Below are 14,689 nucleotides of genomic sequence, written 5' to 3'. Positions count from 1 at the left end.
CGTTTTATTCCTCGGCTCCGGCGTGAGCGGCGTGTTCGCCCATATCCATGCCCTGGCTCATATCCATGCCCTGGCTCATATCCATACCTGAATGGGTATCATCGCCTTTCTTGTGCATGTTCATATCACCCATAAACTTGCCAATAATTCCTTTAAACAGCTCCGGTTTAACACTGGAGAAATACTCAACCGGGTTATTTTCGCTCGGTTCAGCCAGTTTATTGAAATCGTCAGTAGTATTCAGAGTGTTCGGCGATTTTTTCACCTGTGCGACCCACTGGTTAAAGTCTTCCTGCGTAGGTGTTGCGATCGCAGTGAATTTCATACCAGAGAAGCCTTTGCCACTGAAGCTACTGGAAATACCATTGTATTTACCGGCTTCGTTGGCAATCAGATGCAGTTTGGTTTGCATCCCGGCCATCGCATAAATCTGCCCGCCTAACTGAGGAATAAAGAACGAGTTCATGACCGAGTTAGAGGTGATTTTAAAGTTCACCGGAACATCAGTAGGGAAGGCCAGTTCATTTACTGTAGCGATACCTTGTTCTGGATAGATAAACAGCCATTTCCAGTCCAGGGAAACCACTTCAATAGTGATGGGTTCCTTACCCGCGACTTCTAGCGGCTTGAACGGATCAAGTTCGTGGGAGGTTTTCCAAGTTATCGTTGCCAAAATAGCAATGATAATGATTGGAACAGCCCATACAACAAGCTCAATTTTGTTGGAATGGGACCAGTTTGGGGTGTAGGTCGCACTTTTGTTGGACGCGCGATACTTCCATGCAAAAGCAAACGCCATAAAAATAACCGGAACTACGACGATCAACATTAAACCGATAGCTGTCAGTATCAGTGTTTTTTGCTCGACTCCGATTGCGCCTTTGGGATTCATCAATACCATATCGCAACCACTGAGCATTACCGTGGCTGCTAATAAAGACAACATACCCATATTTTTAATGTATTTCTTAAGTCTCATCTAACGACCTCAATTACAAAATGGCTCTATTGTCGTTTCATGTGTGCGGGCATTTTACGGGAAGGTTGCAGGACTGTAAACATGCTTAAGATTGTGTCAGCGGCTTGTTGACACTTTATGTTAAGGGGGTCACAGATGTTACCTTGCGTGACAATTTACTAATCGCAACAATATGTTGGCGAAGGTAGAGGGATGCAAAACGGCGGATGTTAAGGAAAAACAACGGTTATTACGCTTTTATTCACGGGAAATACTGATTTTTATTTATTACCTAGACTTATTTTATGTAAATAATATGTGATAACACGGTAAATTAAAAACTATTCCGGGGTGCTAAAATAGGTACCCCGGAATCATTTAGCTAGAAATTATATTTAATGGAATACACGATACCGTCTTGTAAAAAATCTTCGCCTAATTTGTTATAAGCATAACGGTACTGAATACCCGTGGTGAATTGTTTAATTGGTGTCCACCAAAGTGCAAGAGCACCGTTCACCCCATTACGACCACCGTTACCTGCGGCGTAGCGCTCAGCTCGGTTAAACTCCAGTTCATTCCAATTGGTGATGCTGAAGTTTTCGTCGAATGCAGTAAAGTCATAACCAGCAACCCAACCCACCACATAACCGTTATTACCTGAGTAATAAGTCTGATCAACATAGTGCAGCGCAACAAAGGGTTTCATCCACACACCGGCAACAGTGGCGTTGTAGCCGATACCGTACAATGTATTCACTTCATGGAAGTTGCTGTAATTGTTACCCTCAGCACTTGGCAGTGAGTAAGTGCCATAAATATGGCCATAAAGGTTGAAACCAGAATCGCCTAAGTAGTAGCGGCCTGTTGTTTTAAAGGTATAACGCTGATTATCACCTGGTTGTGCTGTTTTTGAATTGAATGGGTTTTCTAAATCAAAGAAACCGTAAACCTCGCCCCAGCTATAACCCGCACCACCTTCCAACTCAATATACGCAAAGTCATCTTTATGTGAAGAACCACCGGATTTATGTGTAGTGCTGCGAGTCCAGTCAAGATAGTTCATGCTGATATTAGCAAAACCCCACTTATATTCAGCTTGCACGGCAGGAGCCAAAGTGATCGCAGTCAGCGCCACGGCGCCGATAAGAATTTTACGCATAAATGCCTCTGTGTGGTTGAAAGATGCCAGAAGAAATAAAAGGAAACAGTCCTTAACAAAAAGTGCGCTCATCATAGTCTTAGAGCACGAAAGGATAAATAGTTTGAAGTGATGCGGATCTCGTTTTGTGAATAATATTTTGCAAGTGTTACTAAAATTTGTGATTTATATCAAAATAATGGCGAGGAAGCGTTCAGGTGGAATGTTTTTCAGCCGTAAAAAAAGCCGGCACAAGTACCGGCTTTCATAAAATGTAATGGTTGATTAGGCTAGTTTCTTACGTCTAAGCGCGAGATAATCCAATACGCCGCCAAGAACCATTCCGACCACACTGAGCTGAATACCACGTAGTAGCAGCGTATCGGCCACATCTGGAGCTGCGGTCCAATCTAATGCATTACCTATCAGCAAAATTAGCCATGCGGCTAATAGTACGCAGCCAATGGTTAGAAAACGTAATGCCCAACGATAAGCTGTTTTAAACTCTGTTCTGGGCATAAATTCATCGGTTTTTTGTGTGTATTCCAATGTCTGGCGGCAGATATAGAGCAGCAAAAGTCCAGGAATGGCAGCAGCAATAGAGAATAAATAGAACAATGGCCAGCCATGTGTTTCAACAAACCACCCTGCTATCGGGCCAACATATACCCGGCCCACAGCAGAAAGTGCAGATAACAAAGCAAATTGGGTGGCCGAGAAAGATTTGTTGCAAAGCGTCATCAAGAGAGCAACAAAGGCTGCCGTTCCCATCCCACCACACAGGTTTTCCAGGAATATAGCACTGCCCATCGAGAATATATTTTTATCTGTAATGGATAACAGCCAATAACCAATGTTGGATATGGCTTGTAAAATGCCAAATATCATCAATGCCCGGAATAAACTCAGGCGTTGCATCAGTAAACCGCCATACAGTGCGCCAATAATAGTGGCGATTAATCCCAAGGTTTTATTGACCAAACCGACTTCGCCGGCATCGAACCCAACTCCACGGATCAAAAAAGTGGTGCTTAGGCTAGCCGCAAAAGCATCACCCATTTTGTACAAAACGATAAGCAGTAGAATCAGCCAGGCATTGTTACGACCAAAAAAATCACGCAATGGCTCGACGATTGCCTGTTCCAGGGTTTTCGGCGGAGCAATACGAATATCGGGTTCTGGGGCAAATAACGTGGCAAATACCCCTATCAGCATTAATCCGGCCATCAGCCAGTAAGTGGATTGCCAGCCGAGATAACGATCCGCTATCCACAGTGCTAGTCCACCAGACACCAACATGGCGAGGCGATAGCCCAATACCGAAACTGCGGCACCGGTACCACGCTCTTCAGCTGTAAGTAAATCGGTTTTATAGGCATCAAAAACAATATCTTGCGATGCAGAACAGAATGCAACCAGCACGGCGATAGCGGCCAGCCACCATAAATGTTTAGCCGGTTCCATAAAGCCCATGGCAATAATGGCAACAATTAGAAGTAACTGACTGATGATCAACCAGCCACGGCGACGCCCCAGAAAGGAAGGGGTGTAGCGATCCATCAGTGGAGACCAGAGGAACTTAAAAACGTAGGCTTGGCCGACCAGCGAAAAAATACCAATAGTTTTCAGGCTGACATTTTCAACCGTCATCCAAGCTTGCAATGTCCCGCCTGTCAAGGCTAAAGGGAGGCCTGAGGCAAATCCCAACAACAAAAGAACAAGCGAATTACGTTGGGTAAAAAGATTCGAATAGCGATTGGACATGTGAGACCTACGTGCTCCACCCTATCCGCAGGGCGGAGCATTCTGTTAAGCGGTAGTAATGTTAAGCAAGAAGCAGATTAGCGGGCATTTTGTTTGATAAAGCTGCTGACGCTGGTGTCTTGCGCCATATCTGCAATAACATCACTCAACACGGTATTAACAGCATTAGTGATTTTTTCGTTGGTCGCAGTGAATGCCCCCTGAACGTTATAGCTGGCACGGTAGTTTTTAACCTGCTTGTTGCCGTTTTTTGCGGTAGCAGTGATAGAAATATCGGCTTTAGTGGTGATGTTGTAGCGAAGGTTGCCTTCTTGCACATCAGCGAACAGTTGATTCACGACAATTTGCAGATCAACGGGCGCATTAGTACCAATCATATAACCACGGGCAGTCATTTGTTTTTCAAGCACTTCTTGTAATAGGAAGCGTAGATCACGAGACGGTGTTAATACGACCAGTTGGCCATCACGATTCACTTTAGCCAGGGCAGCATCTTGGCGCTGATCGGCACCATTAATGCTGATAGTCACCCCCATCAGCGTTGGGTCTTGGGGTGGCAAGACCACTTTCGGGGTAACGTTCAAGGTGTTGTTACTGGCAGCACAGCCCGCCAGTATAAAAACAGCCAACAGCGGGAAAAGAATTTTCTTTAGCATGTTCACTTTCTCAATAGTTATGGAATTCTTTAATAATCAGAGCGGGATAGCAGCCATGTTATTTTGCGAGTTTGCAGTGGCGACATCATAGCACTGCAAGTGGCTGGTGGAAGATCCTGATGTAGAGAAATTCACCAAAAAATACGTTTTTCCCCCGAGTGACCGGCCATTTAATTTAAAGCCTATGCAAATCATATTTTGGTTGACGAGAAGATGAGTGTTTTCGCCAGAACGGGTAACGGTGAGATATTCGGGATATTTTGTATCTGAAATGTTATAAAACAGCGAAAATACACTAATATTGCAACAGAGAATAGGCAGTTTTTTGCCTCAGCAGTAAGGAGAATATGATGATTTTGATTCGGGAACAAATTGAAGAAAAACTAAAAACGGCATTCGAACCGGATCATCTGGAGGTCATTAATGAAAGTTACCGCCACAACGTTCCTGCTGGTTCGGAAAGTCATTTTAAAATTGTGATCGTTAGCGATAGATTTCAAGATCAACGCTTTCTCAATCGCCACCGTGCGATTTATAGTGCGTTAGCTGAAGAGTTGGCGAGTACTGTCCATGCGTTGGCTTTACATACTTACACCCTGAAAGAGTGGGCTGGATTGCAAAACACTGTGCTAGCTTCGCCCTCATGTCGTGGTGCAGGGGAATTGGCTCAGTTGCCAGATTAATTAAATCAGGCTGGATAACAGTAGTCATTCCAGCATGATTTAGGGTATTAGTAGATGAGAATTTTGCAGGCGGCCCTAGAGCCGCTTGTGTTTCTGTATAGGCGACATCTTTATTTCATTAGTGCGCCACAGGAGTTTTAGCCGAGGGAACGATTCACGCGTGAATTTTACCGCGACAACATTCGCTTGCTTTCCTCGACTCATACCTTGTGCGCCGCTATAATGTCGCGTCTTATTTTTCCGGAATGGTTTCGGGACGCTTCTGACATCTGGGATACTCGGTTCTGTTTAATGCGGCCGTCCCGGTTCTTAGAGGGTGTTTTCAGAGTTCGCATCATTCCTGAAAGGGGAGTGGTGCTGCTTCGTTTGCAGCTTCTGGAGTTGACCGAGCACTGTGATTTTTTTGAGGTAACAAGATGCAAGTTTCTGTTGAAACCACCCAAGGCCTTGGCCGCCGTGTAACAATTACTGTTGCTGCTGACAGCATTGAAAAAGCCGTAAAAAGCGAATTAGTTAAAGCTGCTAAAAATGTTCGTATCGACGGTTTCCGTAAAGGCCACGTGCCAATGAACATCGTTGAACAGCGTTACGGCGCATCTGTTCGCCAGGACGTACTGGGTGATCTGATGCAACGTAATTTCGTTGACGCGATCATTAAAGAAAAAATCAACCCAGCTGGCGCACCTAACTATGTGCCGGGCCAGTACAAAGAGGGTGAAGATTTTACTTATTCCGTTGAGTTCGAAGTGTATCCGGAAGTTGAGCTGAAAGATCTGGAAAGCATTGAAGTAGAGAAGCCAGTTGTTGAAGTAAACGACGCTGACGTTGATACCATGCTGGAAACTTTGCGTAAGCAACAAGCTACCTGGAAAGAAACTGACGCTGCAGCAACTGCTGAAGATCGCGCAACTCTGGATTTCACCGGTTCTATCGACGGCGAAGTTTTCGAAGGCGGTAAAGCGACTGATTTCGTATTAGCAATGGGCCAGGGTCGTATGATCCCAGGTTTTGAAGAAGGTGTAATCGGCCATAAAGCCGGTGAAGAATTCACCATCGACGTAAACTTCCCAGAAGATTACCACGCAGAAAACCTGAAAGGTAAATCAGCTAAATTCGATATCGTGTTGAAGAAAGTTGAAGTGCGTGAGCTGCCAGAACTGACCGAAGAATTCATCAAACGTTTCGGCGTTGCTGATGGTTCAGTAGCAGGTCTGCGTGCTGAAGTGCGTAAAAACATGGAACGCGAGCTGAAGGGTGCGGTACGTAACCGTGTTAAAACTCAGGCAATCGACGGTCTGGTTAGCGCGAACGAAATCGACGTTCCTGCTGCACTGGTTGAAGGTGAAATCGACGTTCTGCGCCGTCAGGCTGCACAGCGTTTCGGTGGTAATGAGAAACAAGCTGCTGAATTACCACGTGAATTGTTCGAAGAACAAGCTAAACGTCGCGTTGTTGTCGGTTTGTTGCTGGGTGAAGTTATCAGCCAGCACGAACTGAAAGCAGATGAAGATCGTGTTAAAGCACTGATCGAAGAAATGGCTTCTGCGTACGAAGATCCACAAGAAGTTATTGAGTTCTACAGCAAAAACAAAGAGCTGATGAACAATATGCGCAACGTTGCTCTGGAAGAACAAGCAGTAGAAACCCTGCTTTCTAAAGCTAAAGTAACTGAAAAACCAACTACCTTCAGTGAGCTGATGAATCAGACCACTACGGCGTAATGTTTTTTAGCGTATCAAGCTGGATATAATTTATCTGGTGTATTGAAAAAGCCCGTAGCCCTATGGTCACGGGCTTTTTCTTTTAGAAACAATAATCCCTCAATAGTATGATTAATCTGGCATGTTTCGCTGCAATCTGCGCTATATTTGAAAAGTAAAATGAAGTGCTCAACAGATAAATAATTAATAGGGCGTCGCGATTACGGCAGAGATGGTGGGTAGTTTTCAGGTTAAAAAGCGGGTTGTTAGGCTAAAAAGATATCGCTGGGGCTTGAAAATGAATATTAATCCCCCAATTAATCTAACAGACGCTCATATGAAACACTGGCTGATTACCGCCATCGGATGAGTCTGGATAACCGGGCTGTTAACATAGTCATCATTCCTTATCTCAAGTAGAATCGGTTATGAATGGCGCCAAAGTAAATTCTATTAGGAGACGGTAATGTCATACAGTGGCGAACGAGATCAATTTGCACCTAACATGGCTCTGGTGCCAATGGTGGTTGAGCAGACTTCACGTGGGGAACGTTCTTACGATATTTTCTCCCGTCTGCTGAAAGAGCGTATCATTTTCCTGACAGGCCAGGTTGAAGACCATATGGCCAATCTGATCACAGCGCAAATGCTGTTTCTGGAAGCAGAGAATCCAGAAAAAGACATCTTCCTGTATATCAACTCACCGGGTGGAGTGATTACTGCTGGGATGTCAATTTATGACACCATGCAATTCATTAAGCCGGATGTCAGCACGATTTGCATGGGCCAGGCATGTTCAATGGGTGCATTCCTGTTGACTGCGGGTGCTAAGGGTAAACGTTTCTGCTTGCCGAATTCACGGGTAATGATTCATCAACCGTTGGGCGGCTTCCAGGGGCAAGCTACAGATATTGAAATTCATGCCAAAGAGATTTTGAAAGTGAAATCACGCATGAATGAACTGATGGCAAAACACACGGGTAAATCTCTTGAAGAAATAGAGAGAGACACTGAGCGTGACCGTTTCTTGTCAGCTGATGAGGCTGTAGAATACGGTTTAGTTGATTCTGTGTTCACCCGTCGTGACTAACGACTTATTTCTGTGAGCCGATATACTATAGTGAATGTAGCGAGAACAAACTCTAGTGCTGAATAAGGCCTGATTGCGTATTGTTTGTACACCACCCATTATATCGGCTGTCCGTTGAAAGCTAACGTTCCGTACAGAAATAGCGAGAATAGTCTCCCTGCCGCATGGTTTCAGATGTGGCAGATACTGAAGAAGAGGTTTACTGATGACAGATAAGCGCAAAGACGGTTCTGGAAAGCTGCTGTATTGCTCTTTCTGCGGCAAAAGCCAGCATGAAGTGCGTAAGCTAATTGCCGGGCCGTCAGTGTATATCTGCGATGAATGTGTCGATTTGTGTAACGACATTATTCGCGAAGAGATCAAAGAAGTTGCGCCGCACCGGGAGCGTAGTTCGCTGCCAACGCCGCATGAAATTCGTCGCCATCTTGATGATTATGTCATTGGGCAGGAACCGGCGAAAAAAGTGCTGGCTGTTGCTGTGTACAATCATTACAAGCGGTTACGCAATGGCGATACCACTAATGGCATCGAGTTGGGTAAAAGTAATATTCTGCTGATTGGTCCTACGGGTAGTGGTAAAACGCTGTTAGCGGAAACATTGGCTCGCTTCCTGGATGTACCGTTTACTATGGCAGATGCGACCACACTGACCGAAGCTGGTTACGTGGGTGAAGATGTTGAAAACATTATTCAGAAGCTGCTACAGAAATGTGATTACGACGTCCAGAAGGCGCAACGCGGCATCGTCTATATCGATGAAATTGATAAGATTTCACGTAAGTCTGATAACCCATCCATTACTCGCGATGTTTCGGGTGAAGGTGTGCAGCAGGCGCTGTTGAAATTGATCGAAGGGACTATCGCTGCTGTACCACCACAAGGTGGTCGTAAGCATCCACAGCAAGAGTTTTTGCAGGTTGATACCTCTAAGATTCTGTTTATCTGTGGTGGTGCTTTTGCGGGCCTGGATAAAGTTATCGGGCAGCGCATTAACACCGGCAGTGGTATTGGCTTCGGAGCCACGGTAAAAGGCAAGTCAGAAAAGGCGACAGAAGGCGAGTTATTGAGCCAGGCTGAACCGGAAGACTTGATTAAATTCGGTTTAATTCCTGAATTTATTGGTCGTCTACCCGTGGTAGCAACCTTGAGTGAATTGAGCGAAGACGCACTGATTCAGATTTTGAAAGAACCGAAAAATGCGCTGACAAAACAATATCAGGCATTGTTCAATCTTGAAGGTGTGGAACTTGAGTTCCGTGATGAAGCGTTGACGGCTATTGCTAAGAAAGCGATGGCACGTAAAACAGGTGCTCGTGGCCTGCGCTCTATCGTAGAAGGTGCTTTGCTCGATACCATGTATGATTTACCGTCAATGGAAAGTGTGGAAAAAGTGGTAGTAGATGAATCAGTTATAGCTGGTCAATCTGCACCAATGCTGATTTATGGCCAACCGGAAGCCCAAGCTTCTGGCGAATAATTAGCCAAATAATCCAGATGGTTAGTATGACAATGGGGGATTTTATCCCCCATTTCTTTTTCCTCGCATTGTAATCGTTGAATGTAAGACATTCGTCCCCATATACTCAATTACCTATTTAGTGAAACTCGTGATGACTCGTGTTTCACGAGATTCCCAGTAATCTGGTGGAAGCTAAACTAAGAGAGAGCTCTATGAACCCTGAGCGTTCCGAACGCATAGAAATCCCCGTATTGCCTCTGCGCGATGTGGTGGTTTATCCGCATATGGTGATCCCACTGTTTGTTGGCCGGGAAAAGTCGATTCGGTGCCTGGAAGCTGCAATGGACCATGATAAAAAAATCATGCTGGTTGCGCAGAAAGAAGCCTCGACGGATGAGCCTGGTATCAATGATCTATTTTCAGTCGGCACCGTAGCCTCGATTCTACAAATGCTAAAATTGCCTGATGGCACCGTAAAAGTGCTGGTTGAAGGGCTACAGCGTGCGCGTATCACCACGCTTTCCGACAGCGGCGAGCATTTTGCTGCTCAGGCGGAATATCTTGAATCGCCGGTAATGGACGATCGTGAGCAGGAAGTGCTGGTCCGCACAGCGATTAATCAGTTTGAAGGCTATATCAAACTGAACAAAAAGATCCCGCCGGAAGTCCTGGCTTCGTTGCACAGTATTGATGATGCAGCACGTCTGGCTGATACTATCGCGGCACATATGCCGTTGAAGTTAAACGACAAGCAAGCTGTCCTGGAAATGTTCGATGTGACCGAACGTCTGGAATATCTGATGGCAATGATGGAGTCCGAAATCGACCTGTTGCAGGTTGAAAAGCGGATTCGTAATCGTGTCAAAAAACAGATGGAAAAGAGCCAGCGCGAGTACTATTTGAATGAGCAAATGAAAGCCATTCAGAAAGAACTGGGCGAGATGGACGATGCACCTGACGAGCATGAAGCGCTAAAACGCAAAATCGAAGCGGCTAAAATGCCGAAAGATGCACGCGAAAAAACCGAAGCTGAACTGCAAAAACTGAAAATGATGTCGCCAATGTCGGCGGAGGCCACCGTCGTTCGTGGTTACATTGATTGGATGTTGCAGGTGCCGTGGAACAGTCGCAGCAAAGTTAAAAAAGACTTGGTAAAAGCGCAGGAAGTTCTGGATACCGACCATTACGGCTTGGAACGTGTTAAAGATCGTATTTTGGAATATCTCGCAGTCCAGAGCCGGGTCAGCAAAATCAAAGGGCCAATTCTGTGTCTGGTTGGGCCTCCAGGGGTGGGTAAAACTTCCCTTGGGCAATCTATTGCCCGCGCGACAGGCCGTCAATATGTGCGTATGGCACTAGGTGGCGTGCGTGATGAAGCAGAGATCCGTGGCCACCGTCGTACCTATATTGGTTCTATGCCGGGTAAATTGATCCAGAAGATGGCAAAGGTTGGGGTGAAAAACCCACTCTTCCTGTTGGATGAGATCGATAAAATGGCATCCGATATGCGTGGTGATCCGGCGTCAGCATTGCTGGAAGTGTTAGACCCAGAGCAAAACGTGGCATTTAACGATCACTATCTGGAAGTGGATTACGATCTGTCGGATGTGATGTTTGTTGCGACCTCTAACTCCATGAACATTCCGGCGCCGTTGCTAGACCGCATGGAAGTGATCCGTCTGTCCGGTTATACCGAAGATGAGAAACTCAATATTGCCAAGCAGCATCTGTTGCCAAAACAATTTGAGCGTAACGCCATTAAGAAAGGCGAACTGACCATCGATGACAGTGCGATCATGAGCATTATCCGTTATTACACCCGCGAGGCTGGGGTGCGTAGTCTGGAGCGTGAAATCTCCAAACTGTGCCGTAAGGCAGTCAAAAATCTGCTTATGGATAAAACGGTTAAGCACATTGAAATTACCGGAGACAACCTGAAAGACTTCTTGGGCGTACAGAAAGTCGATTATGGTCGCGCAGACACTGAAAACCGTGTTGGTCAAGTGACTGGCCTGGCATGGACAGAAGTGGGTGGTGATTTGCTGACCATCGAAACCGCATGTGTGCCGGGTAAAGGTAAATTGACTTACACCGGTTCACTGGGCGAAGTCATGCAAGAGTCCATTCAGGCTGCATTGACTGTGGTGCGTGCGCGTGCAGATAAATTAGGTATTAACCCTGATTTCTACGAAAAACGCGACATCCACGTGCATGTGCCAGAAGGCGCGACGCCGAAAGATGGGCCGAGCGCGGGTATTGCGATGTGTACAGCGCTGGTTTCTTGTTTGACCGGTAACCCGGTGCGGGCAGATGTTGCAATGACCGGTGAAATCACCTTACGTGGTTTGGTATTACCAATCGGTGGTTTGAAAGAGAAATTATTGGCTGCTCACCGTGGTGGGATTAAAGTTGTGCTGATTCCAGATGATAACAAACGTGATTTGGAAGAGATTCCAGACAATGTTATCGCTGATCTGGAAATTCATCCGGTTAAGCGAATTGATGATGTTTTAGCCATTGCTTTGCAAAATCCTGCCTTCGGGGCACAGCCGGTAGCGTCAAAATAGTGACGGATCGCAAGAAGTATTGATAAAACTGATGCTGGTAAGTGAAATGCTACTTGCCAGCTATTTTTTGTGCCGCTAAGTTAGTTCGTCTGTCTGGTAAAAGTTTTAGTCTTTGGGCTGCTTGCTAAGGTCAGACAGGATTGATATAACAGCTGCGCTGTCGTGTTGTCCGTAGGGATTTTCGGCGCGACAATAGAATTTAAAAGGGGATGAAAGAGTGAATAAGTCACAACTGATCGACAAAATTGCCGCAGGTGCTGATATTTCTAAAGCGGCCGCTGGGCGCGCATTGGATGCAATTATTGCTTCTGTTACTGAGTCTTTGAAAGAAGGGGATGACGTAGCTCTGGTTGGTTTTGGTACTTTTGCAGTACGTGAGCGTTCTGCACGTACTGGCCGTAACCCTCAGACAGGCAAAGAAATCAGTATTCCAGCAGCCAAAGTACCAGGCTTCCGTGCCGGTAAAGGCCTGAAAGACGCTGTAAACTGATTGCCGCGTCAATTCTCACCTGTGTTTGTGTTAACAATAACCTGACGCAGTTGAGTTGGTAAGGTAAGATACAAGGCGCATCGTTAATGATGCGCTTTTTTTTCGCGCAGCAGCATGAAGGGCTGTCGCAAGGAATGCTGGGTTTATTTAAACCTGCGCAACAGTTTTTATCCATATTACAGCGGAGTATTGTCACATTATGATGGACAATTTACGCGCGGCTGCTAATAACGTCGTGCTCAAAATCATTCTGGCCCTGATCATGTTGTCCTTTATCCTGACTGGGGTTGGCAGCTATCTGATTGGTGGCTCCAACGACTTTGCTGCCAAAGTTAATGGCCAAGAGATTAGTCGTGCTCAGTTAGAACAGGCTGTACAGAGCGAACGTGGCCGCTTGCAACAACAATTGGGTGAACAGTTCTCCGCGTTGGCCGCCAATGAAGGTTACATGCTGCAACTACGTCAGCAGGTACTTGGCCAATTGGTCAACAATATGTTGCTCGACCAATATGCTAAAAAATTAGGCCTGACTGCCAGTGACGAGCAAGTGAAAGAGGCTATTCGTCAGGCACCTTATTTCCAGACTGATGGCAAGTTCGATAATAACAAGTACCTTGAACTGGTCAATCGGATGGGCTACACCCCAGATCAATTCGCCCAATTACAGCGCCAGCAGCTGATTAATCAGCAATTGCTACAAGCATTCGGCGATACTGGTTTCGTGTTGCCTGCCGAAGTACAGGCAATGTCAGAGCTGATTTTGCAGCAACGTGAAGTCCGTCTGGCAACGCTAGACCTCAAAGCACTTCAAGCGCAGCAGAAAGTCACAGATGAAGAACTGCAAGCCTATTACGATCAGAACAAAAACAGCTTCATTGCCCCAGAACAGATGAAAGTGAGTTTCATTGCAATGGATGCTGCGGCGATGCAAGACAAAATCACTGTTACTGAAGAAGATATCACCGCGTATTACGAGCAGCACAAAAGTACTTATACTAAGCCTGAGCAACGCAACTACAGTGTCATTCAGTTTAAAACTGAAGCTGAAGCCAAAACTGCATTGGATGAGCTGAAAAAAGGTGCTGATTTTGCCGCAATCGCAAAAGAGAAGTCGACTGACATCATTTCTCGTAAAAATGGCGGCGAGTTGGGTTGGTTAGAACCGGAAACAACAGCGGATGAGCTGAAACAAGCAAATCTGACTGAGAAAGGCCAGTTGTCTGATGTGGTGAAATCTTCTGTGGGTTATTTGATTATTCGTCTTAACGATATCAAACCCGCGCAGGTAAAACCGTTGTCAGAAGTTCATGATGCGCTGGCTAAGCAGGTTAAGCAGGAAAAAGCGGTTGATGCATATTACGCCTTACAACAAAAAGTGAGCGAAGCGGCAACCAGCGATAACGAGTCTCTGGCTTCGGCTGAAGAAGCCGCGGGTGCGAAAGCTAAGCAAACCGGTTGGTTTACCCGTGATGCGGTGCCAGCGGAGGTTAATTTCAAACCTGTTGTACAAGCCATCTTTGAAGGGGGCTTGGTTGGTGAGAATGGCGCACCTGGTAGCAACTCCGATGTCATCACTGTTGACGGCGATCGGGCTTTTGTTATTCGTATTGACGGCCATAAACCTGAAGGGATCGAACCATTTGATCAAGTTCGTGATCAGGTCGCCGAACTGGTAAAACGTCAGAAAGCAGAGCAATTAGCTCGTGTTGATGGCGAGAAGATCCTGACTGCGCTAAAACAAGGTAAAGGCGAAGAAGCTATGAAAGCCGCTGGAGTCAGCTTCGGTGAGAAGAAAACCTTGTCACGTGCGCCTGATGATGACCAATTAGTGCAGACTATCTTTGCCTTGCCTCATCCACAAAAAGACCAGCCGGTATATGGCTTGTCTCAGGATCGTCAAGACAACATCGTGTTGATCGAACTGTTATCGGTGACCCCTGGCAAATTACCGGAAGGCGAAATGAAGAACTTTATCGCTAAGATGGAAGAAGGCGCTAGTGGTGTGACTTTCGATGCACTGATGGCGAATCTGCGCAAACAAGCCACGATTAAAATGGGCCCTGCGGAGCAGCAGCAACCACAATAAGCATCGCATTGATTTGCAATTTGATGTAACAACGAAAGGTCGCTTTGGCGGCCTTTCGCATATCTAAAATCTACTCTTTGCGTCAAATCGGAGGC

11 protein-coding genes are annotated in these 14,689 nt (G+C 45.9%); 7 read left to right on the top strand and 4 right to left on the bottom strand.

All coding sequences use genetic code 11. The features are described 5' to 3' along the window. Nucleotides 1-4: 4 nt before the first annotated feature. From cyoA to ACF3VQ_RS15390, 4 genes are all read right to left on the bottom strand, one after another. Nucleotides 5-979, bottom strand: coding sequence for a cytochrome o ubiquinol oxidase subunit II (gene cyoA / locus ACF3VQ_RS15405; RefSeq protein WP_392432017.1), 975 nt, complete (start codon nucleotides 977-979; stop codon nucleotides 5-7). Between the two features lie 361 nt (nucleotides 980-1,340). Continuing rightward, complete coding sequence (locus tag ACF3VQ_RS15400; protein WP_392432015.1) at nucleotides 1,341-2,120, bottom strand: outer membrane protein OmpK; 780 nt, start codon at nucleotides 2,118-2,120, stop codon at nucleotides 1,341-1,343. Nucleotides 2,121-2,384: 264 nt separating this feature from the next. Then, nucleotides 2,385-3,863, bottom strand: a complete 1,479-nt coding sequence (ampG, locus tag ACF3VQ_RS15395; RefSeq protein WP_174849280.1) for a muropeptide MFS transporter AmpG — start codon at nucleotides 3,861-3,863, stop codon at nucleotides 2,385-2,387. A 77-nt stretch (nucleotides 3,864-3,940) separates the two neighbouring features. Further along, entirely contained in the window at nucleotides 3,941-4,519 is a 579-nt protein-coding gene (locus tag ACF3VQ_RS15390) for a lipoprotein (RefSeq protein WP_005167631.1), read from the bottom strand. A 353-nt stretch (nucleotides 4,520-4,872) separates the two neighbouring features. On the opposite strand from ACF3VQ_RS15390, the gene bolA reads away from it, so the two are divergent. The 7 genes from bolA to ppiD all read left to right on the top strand — a co-directional run bounded on the left by bolA (nucleotide 4,873) and on the right by ppiD (nucleotide 14,594). Beyond that, entirely contained in the window at nucleotides 4,873-5,202 is a 330-nt protein-coding gene (bolA, locus tag ACF3VQ_RS15385; RefSeq protein ID WP_392435616.1) for a transcriptional regulator BolA, read from the top strand. A 416-nt stretch (nucleotides 5,203-5,618) separates the two neighbouring features. Next, on the top strand, nucleotides 5,619-6,923 hold the full coding sequence (gene tig / locus ACF3VQ_RS15380) for a trigger factor (protein ID WP_005163508.1): 1,305 nt from the start codon (nucleotides 5,619-5,621) through the stop codon (nucleotides 6,921-6,923). Nucleotides 6,924-7,368: 445 nt separating this feature from the next. Further along, nucleotides 7,369-7,992, top strand: coding sequence for an ATP-dependent Clp endopeptidase proteolytic subunit ClpP (gene clpP / locus ACF3VQ_RS15375; protein WP_005167636.1), 624 nt, complete (start codon nucleotides 7,369-7,371; stop codon nucleotides 7,990-7,992). A gap of 205 nt (nucleotides 7,993-8,197) precedes the next feature. Continuing rightward, nucleotides 8,198-9,469, top strand: coding sequence for an ATP-dependent protease ATP-binding subunit ClpX (gene clpX / locus ACF3VQ_RS15370; protein WP_392432013.1), 1,272 nt, complete (start codon nucleotides 8,198-8,200; stop codon nucleotides 9,467-9,469). Between the two features lie 194 nt (nucleotides 9,470-9,663). Next, entirely contained in the window at nucleotides 9,664-12,018 is a 2,355-nt protein-coding gene (lon, locus tag ACF3VQ_RS15365) for an endopeptidase La (RefSeq protein ID WP_004707582.1), read from the top strand. 217 nt (nucleotides 12,019-12,235) lie between these two features. Continuing rightward, nucleotides 12,236-12,508 carry a nucleoid-associated protein HU-beta gene (gene hupB, locus ACF3VQ_RS15360; RefSeq protein ID WP_004392663.1) on the top strand — a complete coding sequence of 91 codons (273 nt, stop codon included), beginning with the start codon at nucleotides 12,236-12,238 and terminating at the stop codon, nucleotides 12,506-12,508. A gap of 199 nt (nucleotides 12,509-12,707) precedes the next feature. After that, the gene (gene ppiD, locus ACF3VQ_RS15355) at nucleotides 12,708-14,594 is read left to right on the top strand and encodes a peptidylprolyl isomerase (RefSeq protein WP_392432012.1); all 1,887 of its coding nucleotides are present in this window, start codon (nucleotides 12,708-12,710) and stop codon (nucleotides 14,592-14,594) included. Nucleotides 14,595-14,689: the final 95 nt, after the last annotated feature.

The organism is Yersinia fenwicki (assembly GCF_043099325.1).
In the GTDB taxonomy this organism is placed as follows: domain Bacteria; phylum Pseudomonadota; class Gammaproteobacteria; order Enterobacterales; family Enterobacteriaceae; genus Yersinia.
This window is presented reverse-complemented; position numbering and strand designations above follow the sequence as displayed.

Bases quoted from the DNA above. Each gene is read 5' to 3' on its own strand.
- cyoA (WP_392432017.1), bottom strand. From the start codon at position 979: ATGAGACTTAAGAAATACATTAAAAATATGGGTATGTTGTCTTTATTA.
- ACF3VQ_RS15400 (WP_392432015.1), bottom strand. From the start codon at position 2,120: ATGCGTAAAATTCTTATCGGCGCCGTGGCGCTGACTGCGATCACTTTG.
- ampG (WP_174849280.1), bottom strand. From the start codon at position 3,863: ATGTCCAATCGCTATTCGAATCTTTTTACCCAACGTAATTCGCTTGTT.
- ACF3VQ_RS15390 (WP_005167631.1), bottom strand. From the start codon at position 4,519: ATGCTAAAGAAAATTCTTTTCCCGCTGTTGGCTGTTTTTATACTGGCG.
- tig (WP_005163508.1), top strand. From the start codon at position 5,619: ATGCAAGTTTCTGTTGAAACCACCCAAGGCCTTGGCCGCCGTGTAACA.
- clpP (WP_005167636.1), top strand. From the start codon at position 7,369: ATGTCATACAGTGGCGAACGAGATCAATTTGCACCTAACATGGCTCTG.
- clpX (WP_392432013.1), top strand. From the start codon at position 8,198: ATGACAGATAAGCGCAAAGACGGTTCTGGAAAGCTGCTGTATTGCTCT.
- lon (WP_004707582.1), top strand. From the start codon at position 9,664: ATGAACCCTGAGCGTTCCGAACGCATAGAAATCCCCGTATTGCCTCTG.
- ppiD (WP_392432012.1), top strand. From the start codon at position 12,708: ATGATGGACAATTTACGCGCGGCTGCTAATAACGTCGTGCTCAAAATC.